Annotated in this window: 21 protein-coding genes, 1 tRNA gene and 3 pseudogenes; 10 read left to right on the forward strand and 15 right to left on the reverse strand. The window is 33.7% G+C overall.

The genetic code is table 11. From position 1 onward, the window contains the following. Positions 1-4 precede the first annotated feature (4 nt). A complete protein-coding gene (gene mraY, locus ABWU45_RS02170; protein ID WP_264685519.1) occupies positions 5-985 on the reverse strand; it encodes a phospho-N-acetylmuramoyl-pentapeptide-transferase in 981 nt (326 codons plus the stop codon). 157 nt (positions 986-1,142) lie between these two features. Between mraY and ABWU45_RS02175 the strand changes: the two genes are divergently transcribed. Further along, a complete protein-coding gene (locus ABWU45_RS02175; protein WP_353278824.1) occupies positions 1,143-2,129 on the forward strand; it encodes a hypothetical protein in 987 nt (328 codons plus the stop codon). 68 nt (positions 2,130-2,197) lie between these two features. Next, positions 2,198-2,749: a DNA-3-methyladenine glycosylase gene (locus tag ABWU45_RS02180; RefSeq protein WP_353278826.1), complete on the forward strand. Its 552-nt coding sequence runs from the start codon at positions 2,198-2,200 to the stop codon at positions 2,747-2,749. A 213-nt stretch (positions 2,750-2,962) separates the two neighbouring features. Here ABWU45_RS02180 and ABWU45_RS02185 read toward each other — a convergent pair. Further along, positions 2,963-3,190, reverse strand: a pseudogene (locus ABWU45_RS02185) (IS5/IS1182 family transposase); the annotation flags it as partial. Between the two features lie 149 nt (positions 3,191-3,339). After that, positions 3,340-4,359, reverse strand: a complete 1,020-nt coding sequence (locus tag ABWU45_RS02190; RefSeq protein ID WP_353278828.1) for a P-loop NTPase — start codon at positions 4,357-4,359, stop codon at positions 3,340-3,342. Between the two features lie 79 nt (positions 4,360-4,438). On the opposite strand from ABWU45_RS02190, the gene ABWU45_RS02195 reads away from it, so the two are divergent. Together ABWU45_RS02195 and ABWU45_RS02200 are read left to right on the forward strand one after the other, a co-directional pair. Beyond that, positions 4,439-4,675 (forward strand): hypothetical protein, encoded by a 237-nt coding sequence (locus ABWU45_RS02195; RefSeq protein WP_264686899.1) that lies wholly within the window; start codon positions 4,439-4,441, stop codon positions 4,673-4,675. A gap of 341 nt (positions 4,676-5,016) precedes the next feature. Then, a complete protein-coding gene (locus ABWU45_RS02200; RefSeq protein WP_353278830.1) occupies positions 5,017-5,301 on the forward strand; it encodes a hypothetical protein in 285 nt (94 codons plus the stop codon). A gap of 23 nt (positions 5,302-5,324) precedes the next feature. On the opposite strand, the gene tnpC is transcribed toward ABWU45_RS02200, so the two are convergent. Both tnpC and ABWU45_RS02210 read right to left on the reverse strand, forming a co-directional pair. Next, positions 5,325-6,677, reverse strand: coding sequence for an IS66 family transposase (gene tnpC, locus ABWU45_RS02205; RefSeq protein ID WP_353279066.1), 1,353 nt, complete (start codon positions 6,675-6,677; stop codon positions 5,325-5,327). 191 nt (positions 6,678-6,868) lie between these two features. Beyond that, a pseudogene (locus ABWU45_RS02210) lies at positions 6,869-7,250 on the reverse strand (IS4 family transposase); the annotation flags it as partial. Between the two features lie 389 nt (positions 7,251-7,639). On the opposite strand from ABWU45_RS02210, the pseudogene ABWU45_RS02215 reads away from it, so the two are divergent. Continuing rightward, positions 7,640-7,867, forward strand: a pseudogene (locus ABWU45_RS02215) (ankyrin repeat domain-containing protein); the annotation flags it as partial. Positions 7,868-7,969: 102 nt separating this feature from the next. On the opposite strand, the gene tyrS reads toward ABWU45_RS02215, so the two are convergent. Together tyrS and rsfS are read right to left on the reverse strand one after the other, a co-directional pair. Further along, positions 7,970-9,232, reverse strand: a complete 1,263-nt coding sequence (tyrS, locus tag ABWU45_RS02220; RefSeq protein WP_264336526.1) for a tyrosine--tRNA ligase — start codon at positions 9,230-9,232, stop codon at positions 7,970-7,972. Between the two features lie 230 nt (positions 9,233-9,462). Beyond that, positions 9,463-9,780 (reverse strand): ribosome silencing factor, encoded by a 318-nt coding sequence (gene rsfS, locus ABWU45_RS02225; RefSeq protein ID WP_064085463.1) that lies wholly within the window; start codon positions 9,778-9,780, stop codon positions 9,463-9,465. Positions 9,781-9,908: 128 nt separating this feature from the next. On the opposite strand from rsfS, the gene ABWU45_RS02230 reads away from it, so the two are divergent. Genes ABWU45_RS02230 through ABWU45_RS02240 form a run of 3 tightly spaced genes read left to right on the forward strand, consistent with a single transcriptional unit; the run spans position 9,909 to position 11,767 of the window. After that, complete coding sequence (locus ABWU45_RS02230; protein WP_064085464.1) at positions 9,909-10,508, forward strand: AAA family ATPase; 600 nt, start codon at positions 9,909-9,911, stop codon at positions 10,506-10,508. Further along, positions 10,501-10,989, forward strand: a complete 489-nt coding sequence (locus ABWU45_RS02235; RefSeq protein ID WP_007302261.1) for an RNA pyrophosphohydrolase — start codon at positions 10,501-10,503, stop codon at positions 10,987-10,989. The genes ABWU45_RS02230 and ABWU45_RS02235 overlap by 8 nt, the downstream gene beginning before the upstream one ends. Then, a complete protein-coding gene (locus ABWU45_RS02240; RefSeq protein WP_010403563.1) occupies positions 10,979-11,767 on the forward strand; it encodes a TatD family hydrolase in 789 nt (262 codons plus the stop codon). Before ABWU45_RS02235 ends, ABWU45_RS02240 begins: the two co-directional genes overlap by 11 nt. 5 nt (positions 11,768-11,772) lie before the next feature. On the opposite strand, the gene mdh is transcribed toward ABWU45_RS02240, so the two are convergent. Genes mdh through ABWU45_RS02275 form a run of 7 tightly spaced genes read right to left on the reverse strand, consistent with a single transcriptional unit; the run spans position 11,773 to position 15,557 of the window. After that, positions 11,773-12,717: a malate dehydrogenase gene (gene mdh, locus ABWU45_RS02245; RefSeq protein WP_353278833.1), complete on the reverse strand. Its 945-nt coding sequence runs from the start codon at positions 12,715-12,717 to the stop codon at positions 11,773-11,775. 3 nt (positions 12,718-12,720) lie between these two features. Next, complete coding sequence (locus ABWU45_RS02250; protein ID WP_017532371.1) at positions 12,721-13,296, reverse strand: NADH-quinone oxidoreductase subunit C; 576 nt, start codon at positions 13,294-13,296, stop codon at positions 12,721-12,723. 1 nt (position 13,297) lies between these two features. Next, a complete protein-coding gene (locus ABWU45_RS02255; RefSeq protein ID WP_264330817.1) occupies positions 13,298-13,801 on the reverse strand; it encodes a NuoB/complex I 20 kDa subunit family protein in 504 nt (167 codons plus the stop codon). Then, positions 13,792-14,145: an NADH-quinone oxidoreductase subunit A gene (locus tag ABWU45_RS02260; protein ID WP_006014410.1), complete on the reverse strand. Its 354-nt coding sequence runs from the start codon at positions 14,143-14,145 to the stop codon at positions 13,792-13,794. Before ABWU45_RS02260 ends, ABWU45_RS02255 begins: the two co-directional genes overlap by 10 nt. Before the next feature lie 17 nt (positions 14,146-14,162). Beyond that, on the reverse strand, positions 14,163-14,531 hold the full coding sequence (locus tag ABWU45_RS02265; protein ID WP_006014413.1) for an HIT domain-containing protein: 369 nt from the start codon (positions 14,529-14,531) through the stop codon (positions 14,163-14,165). A 6-nt stretch (positions 14,532-14,537) separates the two neighbouring features. Further along, positions 14,538-14,819 carry a hypothetical protein gene (locus ABWU45_RS02270; protein WP_353278836.1) on the reverse strand — a complete coding sequence of 94 codons (282 nt, stop codon included), beginning with the start codon at positions 14,817-14,819 and terminating at the stop codon, positions 14,538-14,540. Positions 14,820-14,822: 3 nt separating this feature from the next. After that, positions 14,823-15,557 carry a hypothetical protein gene (locus tag ABWU45_RS02275; protein ID WP_265030669.1) on the reverse strand — a complete coding sequence of 245 codons (735 nt, stop codon included), beginning with the start codon at positions 15,555-15,557 and terminating at the stop codon, positions 14,823-14,825. A 184-nt stretch (positions 15,558-15,741) separates the two neighbouring features. On the opposite strand from ABWU45_RS02275, the gene ABWU45_RS02280 reads away from it, so the two are divergent. After that, positions 15,742-17,118 (forward strand): UDP-N-acetylmuramoyl-tripeptide--D-alanyl-D-alanine ligase, encoded by a 1,377-nt coding sequence (locus ABWU45_RS02280; protein WP_353278838.1) that lies wholly within the window; start codon positions 15,742-15,744, stop codon positions 17,116-17,118. A gap of 33 nt (positions 17,119-17,151) precedes the next feature. Further along, positions 17,152-18,117, forward strand: a complete 966-nt coding sequence (locus tag ABWU45_RS02285) for a complex I NDUFA9 subunit family protein (RefSeq protein ID WP_353278839.1) — start codon at positions 17,152-17,154, stop codon at positions 18,115-18,117. Positions 18,118-18,125: 8 nt separating this feature from the next. Here the strand turns inward: ABWU45_RS02285 and ABWU45_RS02290 are convergent. Then, positions 18,126-18,199 (reverse strand) — tRNA-Arg (locus ABWU45_RS02290). Positions 18,200-18,258 lie beyond the last annotated feature (59 nt).

Below are 18,258 nucleotides of genomic sequence, written 5' to 3' on the forward strand. Positions count from 1 at the left end.
GTTCCTATAATAAGAAAGTTAAAGCAAAAATCGAACAAACGATAGAAATTATCCAAAATTTTATAACTATTGTATTTTCTGACCACCCTTTCTTTTCAAAGTGATGATGTATTGGTGTCATAAGGAAAATTCTTCTTCCTGCTCCATATCTAAATTTTGTATATTTAAAATATGATACCTGAATAATCACAGATAAAGTCTCTATTACAAAGATTATTCCAATAACGGCAAAAAGCATTTCTTTTTTAATTAGAACACTAGTGAGTCCTAAAGCTGCACCGATTGATAGGCTTCCAACATCACCCATAAATATTTTTGCTGGATGTGTGTTAAACCACAAGAAACTTAAAATAGCTCCTATAAATGCAATGCAGAATAAAGTAATGTTTACATCTGCCTGAGTTATGTATGCAATTAGCCCCAAAAAAGCAAAGGAAGTAATGGCTTGAGTTGCAGCAAGGCCATCTAGGCCATCTGTAAGATTCACAGCATTAGAAGAGCCGACAATTACAAATGCAGCAAACGGAAGATATAGATAGCCAAGGTCGATTGCTACTTCTCTAAATAGAGAAATTTTTGTAAAACCTTCAGCAGATTGTAGCTTAAGTATAAACATACAGACCAGAGTAACGACAAACTGAATAAGTATTTTGGTTTTTGCACTTAAACCTCGGTGGTGATTTGTCTTCAATTTTAAATAGTCATCAATAAATCCAAGTAGAGCAAAAAATAGAGTTATAAATACCAGCAATGAAATTTCTGGTGTTAATTGAGTCCAAAGCAGGATTGGTAATAAAGCAGAAGTTAGTATTATTATTCCACCCATAGGTGGTATATTCTTTTTTGTTATTAAATGACTTTCTGGTCCATATGATCTGATTGGTTGTCCATCTTTACTTATCTTTTTTAGAAGTTTTATAAAATAGGGAAAGAGAATAAACCCAAAAATAAATGAGATAAAAAACGTCTTTGTAGATGAGATCACCTGCCTATTCAAAATTAACTAGATATTATACCAAAAGCTTTACCTAATCTCAATTTATACCTTTTTATCAGCTCATTTTATTTGGAGTAAATTTAGTTATTGATTAGTTATAGCAAAGTTTGCATACTGATATTTAGTTAATGGTAAGAGGTGGCATATGTTAGATTATATTAAAAAGCTTTTGTGGGCTACTACAGTACCTGATAATGAGAGTAGAGTTAAAAGTTCTTACACGCATATAGTAGAGAAACCTTCTTTTGGTGATGCAGCTTCAAAGTTGAGTAAGGAAGAAAGGTCAGAAGAGCATCTTGTTCTTCTAAAAGGTAAAAGCAATAGCTCTGGTACAACTGTAACAGAAGGATCGTCTAGTATTCAGAATGCAGTATCAGGCAAGGACAAGCGTGGATATATCAAATTAGACAGTGATAAAGAATGGGATAAATTCTTTGAGTTACAGAATGATCCAGACACTAATACTACGAACAAAGAGCCTTTTTCTCCGAAGAAAGGAGAATCTCACTATCATGGCAAAGAGATCATAGGTAAAATTGCTGACCAAATTAAAGCAGAGATATCTGAAGGTATGAAAAATCATACTATAGGGTCCATAATGATAAAAGAAGGCAAAAGGGAAGGGAATATTGTTTATCCTACCGTGAGAGTTGTGCTACATGCCAATAAAGAAGGAGTAGATATAGCTAAACTTCTAGGCGGTAGTATATGTAAAGAGTATGGTGTAAGAACAATTACATTTTGTCATTCTAATCAAGAAAAAAAGAGAGGGGCATGTTGCTATATTAATAATGATAGTGATAATGAGGAAAGAGTTTATGAAATAATTAGTGGGTTATATGAAATGACTTTAAAGTGGTATGTTGATGGAAGAGAATGCAAAGTTAAAGTTAACATTGATGGTAAGAATGGTGTAACTCTCCTTGAAGGCAACGGTGTTACTGCAGAGCAGTTGCGTGCAAATAAAGAAGTCAAAATAGGTAAGAGACGTGAGCCAAAATCTTTATATGAAGCGTTAGTACCGCAATTGCAACAAAAGAGCTCTGAATCAGTCAAGGTTTTACAGCAGCCTTCAACAGATGTAACAAATGTGACAACAACACCAACTTCTACTTCTCAGAGATGCTCTTGACTAAATAAATAAGAAAAAGCAAAAATAGTATAACTTGCTTACAAATGTAAGTAACTTGTACTTCTATGATGAATAACACAATATTACCAAGAAATTTCTATGAACGGCCAACTTTAACCGTAGCTGGGGAGCTGCTAGGGAAGATTCTGAAATTTTCTAATTTTAGTGGAATAATAACTGAAGTTGAAGCGTATATAGGAATGGATGACCCAGCTTGTCATGCAGCAAGAGGCTATACTAATCGAACCTCAGTAATGTTTGGTACGCCAGGGTTTTCGTACGTATATTTTATATATGGAATGTACTATTGTCTAAATATTGTAACAGAAGCAGAAGGATTCCCAGCAGCAGTGTTAATACGAGGATTAAAGCTCACTGAACCGCTTGAAGCAAATTTAGGCGGGCCAGGCATACTGTGCAAAAAATTAAACATTACAAAAGAACATAATAAACAAGACCTTACTATAAGTCATGAATTTTGTCTCTATGAATATCACCTCAAACCAGATTATGTGTGCACTCCAAGAATCGGAATTAGTAAAGGCAAGGAGAAATTTTGGCGATTTAAAAGTTGCGTTTTAGCAGACATGCCTAAAATCACACTCAACAATAAATATTAGACCTCCTGCATAAACTAGATAAAAAGGCAAATAGCCTTTTATGTTTACCAACAATAGACTTCTTGGATAACCTAAGGATATTTTTTGATCTTCTATGGGGGAGTTGAACATTCCCTTTTTATAAAACTTTTGCATACTCCTATTTAACTTTAATAGCTCTTTATCTTCCTGAAATCTGGATGTTTTATCAATGCATCTTCTATTCAGCCGTTAGCAAGAACTTTCACTTATTCCATAGCTTTGCACTATATGGAAATATGTACGGTATTTACACAAATATTCGAGTGCTATTAATAAATATATTTGGTTTTCCTCCTCTTGCCTTTTTCTTGGCCTCTTCCTCTATTAAAATTTCTATTATTTTTCCAATGTTTTTCTTTTTACTCCTCTTAGTCTTCGAAGCTTCTCTTCATCAAGTTTACTTACCTGCTCAAAATTTATACCTTCCCTAATATTGCTTCTACTACTTGTTTCTTAAGTTATCCAAGAAGTCTATTGTCTGTTCAGATACGAGGTAGCTGCTGCCATTTGAAATATTTTATTCACCTAAAATTACATTCTACCTATTTTAAAAGTAGTTTAAAAAAACTTTATAGACTGCATACAAAAGACCTAACATCTTTAGCAATGCCTTCATAAATCCTTACTAAATCCTCACTTAGTATTGAAGGATTTCCACAATCAGAAGCACTACATATTTGCGGATCTAGAGGAACTCTGCTCAAGAGTTTGACTCCCAGCTCTTCAGACATTTTTTTTGCACCACCTTTTCCAAATATGTGTATTTTTGAATTATCTTGAACAAAATAGCTCATATTTTCCACAATGCCGATAATTGGCACGCTGAGCTTTGTGAACATATCATAAATTTTTTGTGCATCGATTAAAGCAAGCTCCTGTGGAGTTGAAACTATTATTGCTCCAGTTAAACTAAAATTCTCCATCAAACTTAAATGTACATCGCCAGTGCCAGGCGGTGTATCAATGATTAAATATTCTATATCAGACCACCTTGTTCCCATTAGCAAATTGTAAAGTGCTTTTGTGATCATAGGTCCACGCCATATTACTGCGCGGTCCTTATCAATAAAATAGCCAATTGAAATAGTATAGAGACCATGTTTCTCTATAGGCATTGCTTTACCACTCTGTATTTCTGGTTTTAATTTCTCAGTGCCCAACATTTTAGGAATCGAAGGACCATATATATCTGCATCAACTAGCGCAACTTTATGTTTTAATTCTGCTAACGAAAGAGCTAGATTTAGTGCAACTGTCGACTTACCCACACCTCCTTTACCAGAAGCAACGACAATTATATTTTTCACTCCTTCGATATGAAGTTTAGCTTTTTGTTGCCTAGCTTGTTTTTGACCAGTAGCAACTACAGTAACCTTTCCTACTCCCGGTATCGCCTTAACAGCTTGCTCACAATTTTTTCTTAATTCTTCATTTGGCTCAGTAACTTCAAGAGCAAAAGCAACATCTTTACCCTTAATAACAATTGAGGATACTACACCAACATTCTTACCACTTTTCTTCTCTATAACCTTTTTTAGGCTCTCTCTTACGGTTTCCTCATTAACCTGTGTAAATTTTTTCCAGAACATATGATGAAATTTTTTCTATTGGTGTATACTAACATAGAATAATTAAACTGCACTGACTTTAAAACGAGGTTACAAGAATATGCTAAATGATAACAACTTAACACAAGCACAACGAAATTTGCATTTTAAGTTGAAAAAGGTAATATCAAATGGTGAGGGAATTAGTAATATCTTGAAAGTAGCCTCAGAGAATGATTTACTAAAAGTTCTTACAATAGGATATACTACACGATTTCCAACAGATGGAGGACGCACTTTAATACTGCTTAGCCTAGCTATACATAGAGACAATAATGAATGTGTTAATTCTATTTAGAACAAGCTCAAAACAATGGTATACTACAAGATATTCTTACTGCTCCAAATATTATAAATTATCAAGATGGTTTGATGTACAACTTAACATCGCTTAGCTTTGCCATACATTACAACAAGGAAAGATATGTTGATGTTATTTTAACAAAAGCCCAGGAAAATGGTATATTACAAGATATCCTTGCTTCTAGAAATATTGTACAGTATTTAAATATTATAGCGTATACTTTAACGCCACTTAACTTTGCTATATATAAAGGCAATAACAAGTGTATCAATTCTATTTTTATACGAGTTTAAAATAGTGATACACTACGAAATATCCTTACTTCTAAAGATATTGTGCAGCTTCCAGGCGTGACGTATGTCATTAAACCATTTGCCTTTGCTATATATAAAGGTAATAATGAATCTATCAATTCTATTTTAATACGAGCTAAAAATAGTAGCATGCTACAAGATGCATTTACTGAAGTAAGTACTGTACTGTTTCCATATGGTAGATATACTTTGAATGCTTGTGAGCTAGCTGTAGTTGTTAATGAGAACAATGCTAGTATTAGGACTGCATTAGATAATGTATCTATTTCTTCTAGGTATGTTAGAGAAAATAGCAAAGTTAATTAATTGTATCCGTTCAGAGGTGTGGCTTAAGAGACAATAGATAGAAGGTTTTGAAATGGATTTAACTTTTTTTGCCTCCAAGTGAGATACAACGAAATTATCCGCTCAAGGAATCTATTCCCTCGCTCTGACTGTGCAAAATATGAATTCTTACGATAGACAACATAATGCCGTATTTGTCGCTCAACATGATTATTCGTTAATGGAATATTCTCTGGATCATCCAAAAATGTCCACATCATTGGCTCGGATTTTATAATACCCTTTACCGTTCGTGAAGCTCCTTTTGCTTCAAGTATATAAGATATTTTTATCATGCAGTACTGCATAAATCTTCGTAACTCTTTAGCTTGCTTAGTGAACTTTGAAATACTAATTTCATTTTCTGACAAAGCGTTTTTTAATGTAAATAATCCATTAGCTGCATCTTTTAAACAATGGCCAAGTCTCATTACTTCACTATTCCAGCTATGAGATAACCTCTCGAAATTTCTCAATAAGTGAGCCCAACAAATTTGTCGTTTTTCATCACTGAAGTGGTTGTAAACTCCATATCTGTCGGTAATTACCCGATTTTTGTAATCACAAAATGCACTATTCTTTAAAAACTTCATTCCTCTTGTATCTGCTAACTTCATAAGACTTGCTTTATTGTTGGCAAACATCCAGCACCATTCCAATTTACCTTTGTTATAGTGACTGGTTTCATCAATATGCAAAATTTCGCTTGCTTTCATTTCTTCCTCTATTTGTTCATAGGCTTCTTTACATTTTGACGAGACCCTTGCTTCGCTATTGGACACACTACCAACACTTATACTCATGTTAAAGATGTCTTTCATGATATTCGCTATTTCTCGCTTTGAATTCTTATAAAACCCACTTAGTGATGCAACTACTGACTTAACTCTAGGACCAAAGGTATCAGGTGTAACTCCTTCTGGTAATTTGCTACTCCTTCTTTTTCCGCATTTACGACAGCGCCCATGTTCTAGTTGGTATTCCACTACGTAAGGCTTAATTTTTGGGAGATCAACATTCTGGTGAATATAGGGTTTGTTGCATACTGCAATTTCTCCACCACATTCACAAGTATCATGTAATCTTACTCTAATTACTTCATCTGCTTCCATTTTTATCCGATAATTTCCTTTATGACCAACTTGACCCCCTATCTTCCTGCCACCCTCTGACTTATCTTCTGGTGTGTCTTTTTTTATTTTGTACAGCTCTTTTGAACTTGGTAAAGATGAATTCCTTGAGTTCAAGCCAAGTCTCTCTCTTAGTTCAGCATTCTCTATTTCTAAGATTTTATTTTTTTCTTCAAGCTTTGCTACTTTTTGCTCTAAGTTTTTACATAACTCTACAATACTGATCAACAATTGAAGCATCTAGCCTTACCTTACTATCAACATTTTCTGTTATTATTACTTTGATATGTTATGTCAATTCTTTTTTATCCTTACCATACCTCTGAACGGATACAATTAATTTCTTAAGTAACTCTTTCTTGCAAGTACTACTTTTTTATGTATCTGTTCAGGCAATGGCGTTAACTTAAGAGAATAAATTAGCAAGCTCTCCTAAAGACATTATGGCGTTTAGGCTTATCTACTTTATTGCGGCTATACAATCTTCACGTTAACTTTAGTGCGTATTTTAAAAAGGGCTTGAAAGTTTTTTGGTGCTAATAAGCACCTGATAAAGTTTCTGTCTCATTACACCAAATAAAACTGAAAAATTTAAACGATACTCAGCAATTTGATCTGGGTTCCAAGGCTCTTGTGCATCACACATATGAAGTATTGCACATGACCAAGTTTGCACAAAATTCTTGTTTCTAAATTTATCCCAGAAAAATTCTCTAATTCTCCTTCTACTTTGAGTCGTTTATAGCACTCCTCTATGTGACACCTTAATAGATAAGCTTTACTGATATCTTCTTTATTGAAATAAAATAGAAACCAAAGGTCCTATTTTTCACAGTATTTTACTTCTTAACATCTTTCCTTAAGTTGACGCCATTGGGCTTTGTTGAATCGCTATCTACGATGGATAAAAGATAAAAATGTAGAATATCAATAGCTTATTATTCTAGCATTTATAGTAAGGACAGTCAGTAAATATCTAAATTTAAGTAAAAGAAGTTTTACTATCATTCACTAATCTAGCTAGAATTCAAGAATTTCAATGCTTTAGCTATTTTAAGTAGAATTAAATTTACTAGTACAAACAATAAATTACTATTCTTAAATTTGATCAGATTGATTGCAAAAAATAAGATTTTCAATAAGCTGCTTGTATAGTTAGCCTTTCATAGATAGTGATGCAACAAAGCCCCGGTGGAGTAACTGCATTATTAGGTACTGCTATATCTATAGCACTTTTTACAGCCGGAGCAATTACAGCTGAGTTAATACCTATAGTTATAGCAGTAGTTGCAATTACAGCAACAGCACTAATAGTTGGCAATGCTATATATAAATTGTCAAAGCCTGATACTCAAGTTGATAAACCAATCTTAGCAAATCGACAGCAAGAAACTGCTAGCGATAGTAGGATTGCCTAGCGATTCTGCCACAGTGTCAGCTGCTTCAATGATATCCATTTGTTCCTATAATTATCTTTTCTTGGCTACCTTATTTTACCACTCTGCTGAACAGATACAAATTCACTTTCTTACTTCACTCACTAAAATTTTAATATGGCGTTTCTTTCCTGCAGACAATTTTATGAATGACTGATCTTTGAAGCTCTCAGAATTTATTATATAGTTAACATCATTTATAGTATTATCATTAACTTTGCATCCATTGCCCTGTATTAAACGCTTTGCCGCACCTTTTGAAGGTTCAAAACCGGTGTCATGAAGCAAGTCTATCAGGAGTATGCCATTTGCAACTTGTTCTCTTGTGATAGTGTAACCAGAAAGCAATGAACTGTCTTCATTTTCAAAAGCAGAGATTGCAGCAGATCGTGCAAGTTTCGCTTCTTTACAACCGTGACATATTTTTGTCACTTCTGTTGCCAAGACCTTTTTTGCTTCGTTTGTTTCTTGATCCTTCAAGGACTCTAGTTTTTTAATTTCATCAATTGATAAATCAGTGAAAAGTCTCAAAAAACGACCAACATCTTGATCATCAACATTGCGAAAATATTGCCAGTAGTCATAGGGCTTTAGCATGCTACCATCAAGCCATACTGCTCCACTTTCAGTTTTGCCCATCTTTTTTCCTTGTGCGTTTAATAAAAGAGGTGTGGTAAGACCAAACAGCTCAGGTAAATTTAACTTTTTGCCAAGTTCAATTCCGTTTACTATATTTCCCCATTGGTCTGACCCTCCAATCTGGAGACGACAGCCATACTTTTTATTCAACTCGACAAAATCATAGGCTTGTAACAACATGTAATTAAACTCGAGAAAGCTTAGATTTTGCTCCCTATCTAGCCTAATTTTCACACTATCAAAGCCTAACATGCGATTTACAGAAAAATGTGTCCCTATATCACGCAAAAAGTCTATATATTTTATGTTATCTAACCAATCTGCGTTGTTTACTATGATTGCACCAGTTTTTCCATAATCGAAAGATATCATCTTCTCGAGGGTTTTCTTGATACCAAGTATATTTTGATTGATATCTTCTATCGGCAAGACGCTTCTTGCTTTGTCTTTACCAGATGGGTCACCAATTTTTGTTGTGCCACCTCCAAGTAGAATTATTGGCTTATAACCGAATTTTTGTAGGTGACGGAGCATCATGATTTGAATGAGACTGCCAATATGCAAACTTGGTGCCGTACAATCAAACCCAATGTATGCAATTATATAATTATCTTGTGATAATAGCTGGTCTAACCTATCAATGTTTGTACATTGATATAGGTATCCTCTTTCTTGAATGAAGTTTAAAAACTCGGATTTATGTTTCATAATATGTTATTTTGTGTGTAAACGGTGTTGTTAACGATGGCGTCATTCCAGTGCTTGACGCTGGAATCCAGTTTATTATGAAATTTCATCAAAAATGTTGTATAGTGTGCTCGTTTATGATTAAGTTTTCTAGATTCCAGTGTCAAGCACTGGAATGACACCACCAACTTCATAAGGGTTGCCTTCAAAATTACAACATTTGAGCAAGTGTATACCAGCTACCTGGATAATCAATTCCATAACTCTTCTATCTTATAATATTCTCTTACTTCTGGCCTGAATAGGTGAACCATTATACCTTGAAAATTCACAATCACCCAGTTACCTTCATCCATACCTTCTACATCTATTTTATCATATTGCTTGAGATTTTTCATCACTTGCTCAGCTAATGCTTTTACATGGCGGCTCGAATCACCGGATGCAATGATCATATATTTTGCAATGACAGTTTTATTCTGTACATCAAAAGTAACTATATCTTGACCTTTGTTTTGATCTATTACATCTACAATTGTATTTTTTATTGATTCTGTATCACCATTCATTATTCTAAATTATATAATTTATCTGTAATGATACACTCAAAATTTCTGAATATGAACTATTTTTGATATGTTTCTAGTGTAACGTTTATAATACATATATTTGTAATATATGATAGTTTTCTGATGGTATGATCATTTACTTAATCGGATTTCCGGGTAGTGGCAAACTTACGATTGCAAAAGAGCTGTGTAATATTATTGATGGGGTGATAGTAGACAATAACCTGTTTAATAATATTATATTTGATATGATTGATTTCAGAAACGCTGAGGTTACAAGTGAAATATGGGAAGAAATTTTTGTGATTAGAGAGAATATGTTAGCAATATTGGAAAAATACCATATAGAATCAAAGCATTATATATTTACAAACGAATTGATAAAAGGTGATTCCTATGATCAAAAAGTATATAACTCAGTGGTGAATTTAAGTAAAAAAATGAACGTGGAGATTCTCCCTGTGGTGTTATATTGTAATAGTGGAGAACTAGTAAAGCGCGTTCAATTAAAGGAAAGAGAGCAGGAGAGAAAAATTACTGATTCAGATTTTGCTATGAGAAGAATTAAAGGAAAGAAACTATTTGTGCCTCAAGGTTCACTTGAAATTGATAACTCAAACTTAAGCGCAAAAGAAGTTGCAAAAAAAATTGTTGAAAAAATGAATAGTAAAAAAGTAGTTGGAACTTCTATGATAGATAATTTAGCAACAGAGAGTATTTGTGATTAGTGAGGAGAAAGAGTATCGCCCTTGTGTTGGCATAATGTTATTTAACAAACAGGGAAATATTTTTATTGGAAAACGTTTTGATAGTGACTCTTATTGGCAGATGCCACAAGGAGGAGTTGATGAAGGTGAAGAGCTAGAGCAGGCAGCGCTACGTGAGCTATTGGAGGAAGTTGGTACTGATGAAGCAGAAGTTGTGGCTCAAAATAAAGAGTGGATATATTACAACTTACCCGAGGAAGTTATACCGATATGCTGGAATGGGAGATATTCTGGCCAAAAGCAAAGGTGGTTCTTAATGAAATTTTGTGGGAAGGATAAGGATATTAATATTAACTATACTGATCATCCAGAGTTCAAAGAGTGGCGTTGGCAAAATGTGGATGATTTGGTAGCCAGTGCCATACCGTTCAAAAAAGAAGTTTATAAAAAAGTGATAGAAGAGTTTTCTTCTATCATAAAAGGATCTATTTATGATAGTTGATTCTCATTGTCATCTAATTTATTTTTCTGATGATGAAATACCAAAGGTAATTTCAAGAGCAGAGCAAAATGGTGTGAGAATTTTGCATAACATATGTATAAGCATTAATGATATCCCTAAATTATTAAAAATCTCTTCATCCTATGATCAAGTCTACTGCTCCGTTGGTATACATCCGCTTGATACTAATGTGGAAAAAGGTGAATGTATAAATGCTGATGAATTGATTGAATTTACTAAGGGCAAAAAGGTAATTAGTATCGGTGAAACTGGATTAGATTTTTATAAATCTGATAACAAAAGCAATCAAAAAAAAAGTTTTGCATCACATATAGAAGCGGCAAAAGTAACAGGATTACCTTTAGTTATTCACACTAGAAATGCTGATAGTGAGATGATTGATATGTTAAATTCAGAAATGAAGAAGGACGCTTTTAGTGGAGTAATGCATTGCTTTGCTTCTTCTAAAGAGCTTGCTTATAAGGCTATGGACTTGGGATTATACATTTCATTTTCTGGAATTATTACTTTTAAAAATGCGAACTTACTAAGAGAAATTGCACAAAATGTGCCACGTGAGCGTGTTTTAGTTGAAACTGATGCACCTTATCTATCTCCTGAGCCTTACAGAGGAAGAAAAAATGAACCGGCAATGGTGAAATATGTTGTGAATTGTTTAGCAGAATTATGGAATGAATCGCCGGAACAAGTAGCAAAAATAACTACAAATAATTTTTTTAGACTGTTTTCGAAGCTTGAGCTCAAAGAAATTCTATAGGGCAATTAATTTAGCTGACAGAGCTCTTTTACTGCACTTACAGATTTATAAAACATCTCTTGTTCACTATCGTTCATTTTAACTTCTAGAATTTTCTCAACTCCATTTTTGCCAATAATAGTAGGAACACCAATGAATAAGTCTTTCACACCATATTCACCATTAAGATAAGCAGCGCATGGTAATATACGCCTTTTATCTTTTAAGTATGATTCTAGCATGCTTATGGCTGAAGATGCAGGAGCATAGTATGCAGATCCAGATTTAAGTAGATCAACTATTTCTTTTCCACCATTACGAGTGCGCTCAACTATTTCATCAACTTTTCCTCGCGTAATCAAACCCATCTCAATGATTTGGGTAAGTGGAATGCCAGCAATTGAAGCATAATTGATTAGTGGTACCATAGTGTCACCATGTCCTCCAAGCACAAAAGCAGATACATCTTCGACAGAAATATTTAACTCACTTGCAAGAAAATAACGAAAACGAGCAGAGTCAAGCACTCCTGCCATACCAATAATCATATTAGTTGGCAGGCTTGAAGATTTGTATACTACTGAAACCATAGCATCTAAAGGATTGGTAACCACTATTACAAATGCGTTTGGAGAATGTTTTTTAATATTTTCCCCAACCTCTTTCATTACTGCAGCATTAGTTTGCAGAAGGTCATCTCTGCTCATTCCAGGTTTTCTGGCAATGCCAGCAGTTATTATAATTGCGTCAGAATTTTTTATATCTTCATACCTATTTGTACCAGTAATATTGACATTAGATCGATCAATAGGAGATGATTCTGTAATGTCAAGCGCTTTACCTTGTGGTATTCCATCGCTGACATCAAGCAAAATAACATCTCCTAGCTCTCTTAGTGCAATCATATGGGCAAGAGTCCCACCGATATTTCCTGCACCAATCAAAGATATTTTTTTTCTTTGTGCTGTCATTTTCTACTCCTTTATATTTACTTTTGTGGCTTTACTACCTTCCCAAGGGGATAAGCTGTCAAACATACGAAAATCTTGTGGTAAGTCTATAGGATTATATACAACCTTTTTTGCCTCTATATCGTATCTTACTTCCTCGTAGCCAGTGAGAGGAAAATCTTTTAACATTGGATGACCTTTGAATCCATAATCCGTTAAAATCCTACGTAAATCTGGGTGATCAGAAAATTCTATTCCATACATATCAAATACTTCACGCTCAAACCACGAAGCTGCGTTAAATATCTTTGCTACACTTAGAGGTATATCACCTTCACATAACTGAAGCTTTATGTGCACTCTGATATTGTGTACAACGCTGAGCAAATTGTATATTAGCTCGAAACGTTTTTCTCTATCTGGGTAATCAACTCCAAAAACGTCAACTAATAATTCAAGCCTACACTTTTCATCATCACGTAGAAAGAGTAAGTGATTTTCAATGTCATTCAAAGCTGAATATATTACAATAGTGCCATCATTTTTCTGAATACATTCACATTTAGTCTTTTTTTGTATGTATTTTGCAGTTTTATCCATGCTATATATTTTTAGTTCGTTTTATTTTATTTTGTAGACATAGCATTCCATATAGCAACGCCTCAGCAGTTGGAGGGCATCCAGGAACATACACATCAACTGGCACAATTCTATCGCAACCACGGACTACTGAGTAAGAATAATGATAATAGCCACCGCCATTTGCACAACTTCCCATAGAAACGACGTATTTGGGATCTGCCATTTGATCATAAACTTTACGCAATGCTGCTGCCATTTTATTAGTTAACGTGCCAGCAACAATCATAACATCTGCTTGCCTTGGGCTTGCACGAAAGATTATGCCATATCTATCAAGATCATAACGACTGGATGCAGTGTGCATCATCTCTACTGCGCAACATGCAAGACCAAATGTCATTGGCCACAATGAACCAGACCTTGCCCAGTTCATTATATAATCTATTAAATCGCCAAATTTAGTGATAAGAAAACCTTCTTTTTTGTAACGATTCCAGTCGCCATTAGATAAATTTACTTCCATTCCAACGCACCTTTACACCACTCATAAATAAAGCCTATAGTAAGTATTGCAAGGAATATCATCATAGACCAAAATCCGCAATAGCTTATTTTAGATAAAGAAACGGCCCAAGGGAAAAGAAAAGCAATTTCTAAATCGAATATTATGAACAATATTGCAACTAAGTAAAATTTTATGTCGAAACTTTTTCTGGCTCTTGATAAAGGATTAAAGCCACACTCATATGTAGAAAGCTTTTCACCATCTGGGTTACTGACTGCAAGAAACATAGGTAATACACCTAAAGTAAAGGATACTACAATTGATACACAGATAAAAATTAATATGGTTAAATATTCACTCATTTAAAAAACATATAACACTATGAATTTACATGCTTTCCTAATCTTTTACCACCTAAAATATGTATGTGAAAGTGCGGTATAACTTGCTCTCCATCTTTACCGTGATTAGTAACTAATCTATATCCTGTTTTTTCTAAGTTATATTTATGTGCTATTTCTCTAACAGTTTTAAAAAAACTTACTATTTCCTCTTCGGAAGCTTTCAGAACAAAATCATCGTATGAAACGTATTGAGCTTTTGGTATAACTAGAATATGAACTGGTGCATCAGGATACTTATCACGAAAAGCTAGCACATTTTCATTTTTATGTATTTCCTCATAAGACAACTCACCTCTTAATATCTTAGCAAAAATATTAGTGTCATCATAAGCTGTACTACCCATACTTTATTAAATTCCTGGTCCTCTTCTATTTTGCTTATGATTTGGTGTAGAAGGTGGGCTTATTGCTACTTCGCTAGAAGCATCTTCAAGACTTGAAACGTCTTTTAGCTGTATATCTTGTCCACGCAAAACTGACCCATAGTCCATTTGGTGTCTTTTTGAAAACGTTTCTATTCTTTTTGCCCTTCTTGCAGCAATAACTTCTGGTTGTAAATGATACATATCTCCAGGAACAGTTAGGCTATGATACCTTTCCTCTATTTTAACTTCTTTCATAACACTCTCCATAATTTATTTCCCCCTACCTCTTATGCTTTCGCAACTTTCAAAATCTTGTTTAATAGCTTTTTGCCAATTATTTAAAATTTTCTCTGATGACTTTTCTTTACCTATAGACCTTATAACTTCTTGTGACTGTTGCTTTTTACTATCGTATCCACTATACAACTTTTCTGCAATATCATACAGCAACTTTCGGTCTGTGTGAACTTTAAACTCTCCACCAGTAATTTTTGCCAAATTTTTGAGATCATAATCAATTTTATTATAAATTCCTTCAAGAGCGTACTTTTTCATTACTTTTTCGTCTATACCTGGATTTTTATCTTTTATTTCTTGGATAATCTTCTCAACATCAACTTCAATTACAATTTTGTTTTCTTCTCTAAAAATAGTTATATTTGGCAGATCTTTCCTTATTTTATCTAATTTCTCTGGACTCAAGTAAGGTATATCCCCCGTTAAAGTTCTTGACGCTAAAAAACTTACCTTACCTTTTTCTTGTTTTGTTATTTGTATGCCAAGGTACTTACTAGCTTCTGTGGTTTTTATAGGTGGGTCATATTTCTCTTCTTCTTTAGTTACATCACTCACAGCCTTTTTTAATGAAACTTTAGCATCATGCTTCATTTCATCAATTGAAGCAAACGGTTTCTTTATAGGATAAATAAGTGCTTTAGGCACAAGAAAAAACACGCCTTTTATCTTAGCCAAAATAGACTTTTTATTTGACTCATCTTTTGCCATACATACCTCCAAGTCACTTTCTACAATCAGATAGTAAAATACACCCAATTATAGACGAAAATATTTAAGCTTGTATATCTATTATAAGATGAAATTATAGAGATAGCAATCATTATTTGTACATTACCAAAGTATGTAGTATTTTTGCTGCTTTTCTTGTTCAAATTACCTTTAAAGATAAATTATGTTAAAATGGAACGCAAATAATATTATCGATGCTACTGGCGGAAGAGGGGAGGGGGTTTGTAATTCGGTATATAGCTCAAATATTTCAACGGATACAAGAAGCATAAAAAAAGGTGATTTATTTATTGCTCTCAAGGGAAAGAAATTTGATGGGCATGATTTTCTACATGAAGCATTTTTAAAAGGAGCTGTTGCTGCGGTAGTAAGCGAAGATAAATATAGAAATTTTCCTCTAATTATTGTGCAAGATACTCTAAAAGCTTTGCATAATATGGCATCATATTACATTAGAAATGTTCTTGTTAATGCTAAAGTTATTACAATTACAGGTAGTGTCGGGAAAACGACTACAAAGGACATGCTGCACACTGTTCTATCGCAATATGGAGCGTCTTATGCAAACAAAGATAACTTGAATAATAGTATAGGATTACCTTTTACTATTCTAAAAGTCCCAAAAAACTGCCAGTACTTAATCCTTGAAATGGGAATGAATAGAGCTGGTGAGATAAAAGAGCTATCGAAGATTAGCAATCCGGATATTGCAGTTATTACCAACATCGAACCTGCGCATGTTGAAAATTTTTCATCTCTACTTGATATTGCGCAAGCGAAGTTAGAAGTCCTATGTGGTATGAAAAATAATGGTACTTTGATTTTGAACAAGGATAATAAACATTATGATTATCTTTTATCAAATGCTGACAGAAATGTAGTGAGCTTTGGTAAGAATGAAAGTGCTACTGTTCGTTTGTTAGACCTAATAAGAAACGATAGCGGTATAAATTTAAAAATTAAACCGCACAACGGTCAAATTATAAACTGTAATTTACGTTTGCGGGGTGAGCATTTTACATACTCTGCATTAGTTGTGACAGCAGTTGTGCAAAGTCTAGGACTTGATTTATCGAAATTACCACTAGCACTTGAGAATTTTACTGTAACAGAAGGTAGAGGTAATGTTCATCAAGCTAAATACAATGGAAAATTAGTACATTTGATTAACGACTCCTATAATGCTAACCCTACTTCAATGAAGGCTGCAATAAGAACTTTAGGTACATATTCTAATTTAAGAAAAGTGGCACTACTCGGCGATATGTTAGAACTTGGTAATGAAAGCATAGTATTTCATACAGAATTGCTTGACTCTATAGTAGAACAAAATGTGAATAAAGTTCATACAGTTGGTAAATTTATGTTAGAATTGAATAAACTTTTACCGGAGAATATAAAAGGCATGCATTTCGATGATTCTAACCAATTGAAAAGTAATTTAGCTAATATTGTTCAAGGTAATGATGTAATTTTAGTTAAAGGTTCTCATGGAATGAGAATGGACCTTATAGTGCAGGAATTCACAATAGAATATTAAATAAAACTATTGTATTAATTTAAAGTTAAGTTATTGGAAGTTTTAACTGTGATAAAACGTATAGTTATTTTTGGTGGAACGGGATTTATAGGAAAACACATCATAAGACGCTTGGCAGCGGCGGGGTATTTAATAAGAATATTTACTCGTGATCAGGAAAAAGCTGCTTGTCTAAAGTTATGTGGCAACTTAGGGCAAATATCAATACTTGAAGGAGATTTTTTTAATGAAAAATCAATTTTAGAAAGTATGGAGGGGTGTGATGTTGTTATAAACTTAGTAGGAATATTATATGAAAAAAGAAAATACGATTTCTATACAGTTCATGTTGGAATAGCTGAAAGAATAGCAAAAGCTGCGCAAATAAAAAATGTATCCATGATGATACATTTTTCTGCCATGGGAATAGAAAATGATAAGTTATCAAAATATGCCCAAAGTAAATTGAAAGGTGAGAAAGCTGTAGCTTCGGCGTTTCAAGGAGCAATGATAATTAAGCCCAGTCTTGTATTTGGTAAAGAAGATAATTTCTTTAATAAATTTGCAAGATTAGCAACAATTCTTCCTTTTTTGCCGTTGATCGGTAGTGGAATAACGAAGTTTCAGCCGATATGTGTAACAAACTTAGCTGAAGTGGTATACCGTATTATCAGCTTTAATAAGCAAGATAAAAAAATTTATAATATAGGTGGATCAAAAGTTTACTCTTTTAAAAGCTTATTAAAGTTTATTCTGAATGTGACTAACAGAAAGTGTCTACTGATCAATGTACCTTTTCCAATGGCAAGATTGATAGCCTTTTTCTTAGAAAGTAAAGTTGTTTCTGTGCTGTTAAAACCTATAACTGGAGATGCAAGCCCTATACTTACTCGAGATCAGGTGAAAGTTATGATGAGTAGTTCAATCGAAAAGTCAGATGATCTCGAAACAATGAAAATTAGACCACTAGCAATTGAAAATGTGGTACCAGAATACTTGAAAATTTATAGAAAGCATTGATAGAAGAATGTGCCCGGTAGGATTCGAACCTACGACCCACAGCTTAGAAGGCTGTTGCTCTATCCAACTGAGCTACGGGCACACATCATATATAAAATGCTTCTTAGTACACGTGAAGTCAAGTATTTCTTGTGAATATAA

It is taken from the genome of Wolbachia endosymbiont (group B) of Longitarsus flavicornis (assembly GCF_964028135.1).
Taxonomy (GTDB): domain Bacteria; phylum Pseudomonadota; class Alphaproteobacteria; order Rickettsiales; family Anaplasmataceae; genus Wolbachia.

Excerpts from the sequence above, each read along its gene's own strand:
- ABWU45_RS02255 (WP_264330817.1), bottom strand. The coding sequence starts at position 13,801 with ATGGAAGTAAATTTATCTAATGGCGACTGGAATCGTTACAAAAAAGAA.
- rsfS (WP_064085463.1), bottom strand. The coding sequence starts at position 9,780 with ATGAATGGTGATACAGAATCAATAAAAAATACAATTGTAGATGTAATA.
- ABWU45_RS02275 (WP_265030669.1), bottom strand. The coding sequence starts at position 15,557 with ATGGCAAAAGATGAGTCAAATAAAAAGTCTATTTTGGCTAAGATAAAA.
- ABWU45_RS02180 (WP_353278826.1), top strand. The coding sequence starts at position 2,198 with ATGAATAACACAATATTACCAAGAAATTTCTATGAACGGCCAACTTTA.
- mdh (WP_353278833.1), bottom strand. The coding sequence starts at position 12,717 with ATGACAGCACAAAGAAAAAAAATATCTTTGATTGGTGCAGGAAATATC.
- ABWU45_RS02265 (WP_006014413.1), bottom strand. The coding sequence starts at position 14,531 with ATGGGTAGTACAGCTTATGATGACACTAATATTTTTGCTAAGATATTA.
- ABWU45_RS02175 (WP_353278824.1), top strand. The coding sequence starts at position 1,143 with ATGTTAGATTATATTAAAAAGCTTTTGTGGGCTACTACAGTACCTGAT.
- ABWU45_RS02190 (WP_353278828.1), bottom strand. The coding sequence starts at position 4,359 with ATGTTCTGGAAAAAATTTACACAGGTTAATGAGGAAACCGTAAGAGAG.
- ABWU45_RS02240 (WP_010403563.1), top strand. The coding sequence starts at position 10,979 with ATGATAGTTGATTCTCATTGTCATCTAATTTATTTTTCTGATGATGAA.
- ABWU45_RS02250 (WP_017532371.1), bottom strand. The coding sequence starts at position 13,296 with ATGGATAAAACTGCAAAATACATACAAAAAAAGACTAAATGTGAATGT.
- ABWU45_RS02195 (WP_264686899.1), top strand. The coding sequence starts at position 4,439 with ATGCTAAATGATAACAACTTAACACAAGCACAACGAAATTTGCATTTT.
- ABWU45_RS02280 (WP_353278838.1), top strand. The coding sequence starts at position 15,742 with ATGTTAAAATGGAACGCAAATAATATTATCGATGCTACTGGCGGAAGA.
- ABWU45_RS02260 (WP_006014410.1), bottom strand. The coding sequence starts at position 14,145 with ATGAGTGAATATTTAACCATATTAATTTTTATCTGTGTATCAATTGTA.
- tyrS (WP_264336526.1), bottom strand. The coding sequence starts at position 9,232 with ATGAAACATAAATCCGAGTTTTTAAACTTCATTCAAGAAAGAGGATAC.
- ABWU45_RS02230 (WP_064085464.1), top strand. The coding sequence starts at position 9,909 with ATGATCATTTACTTAATCGGATTTCCGGGTAGTGGCAAACTTACGATT.
- ABWU45_RS02270 (WP_353278836.1), bottom strand. The coding sequence starts at position 14,819 with ATGGAGAGTGTTATGAAAGAAGTTAAAATAGAGGAAAGGTATCATAGC.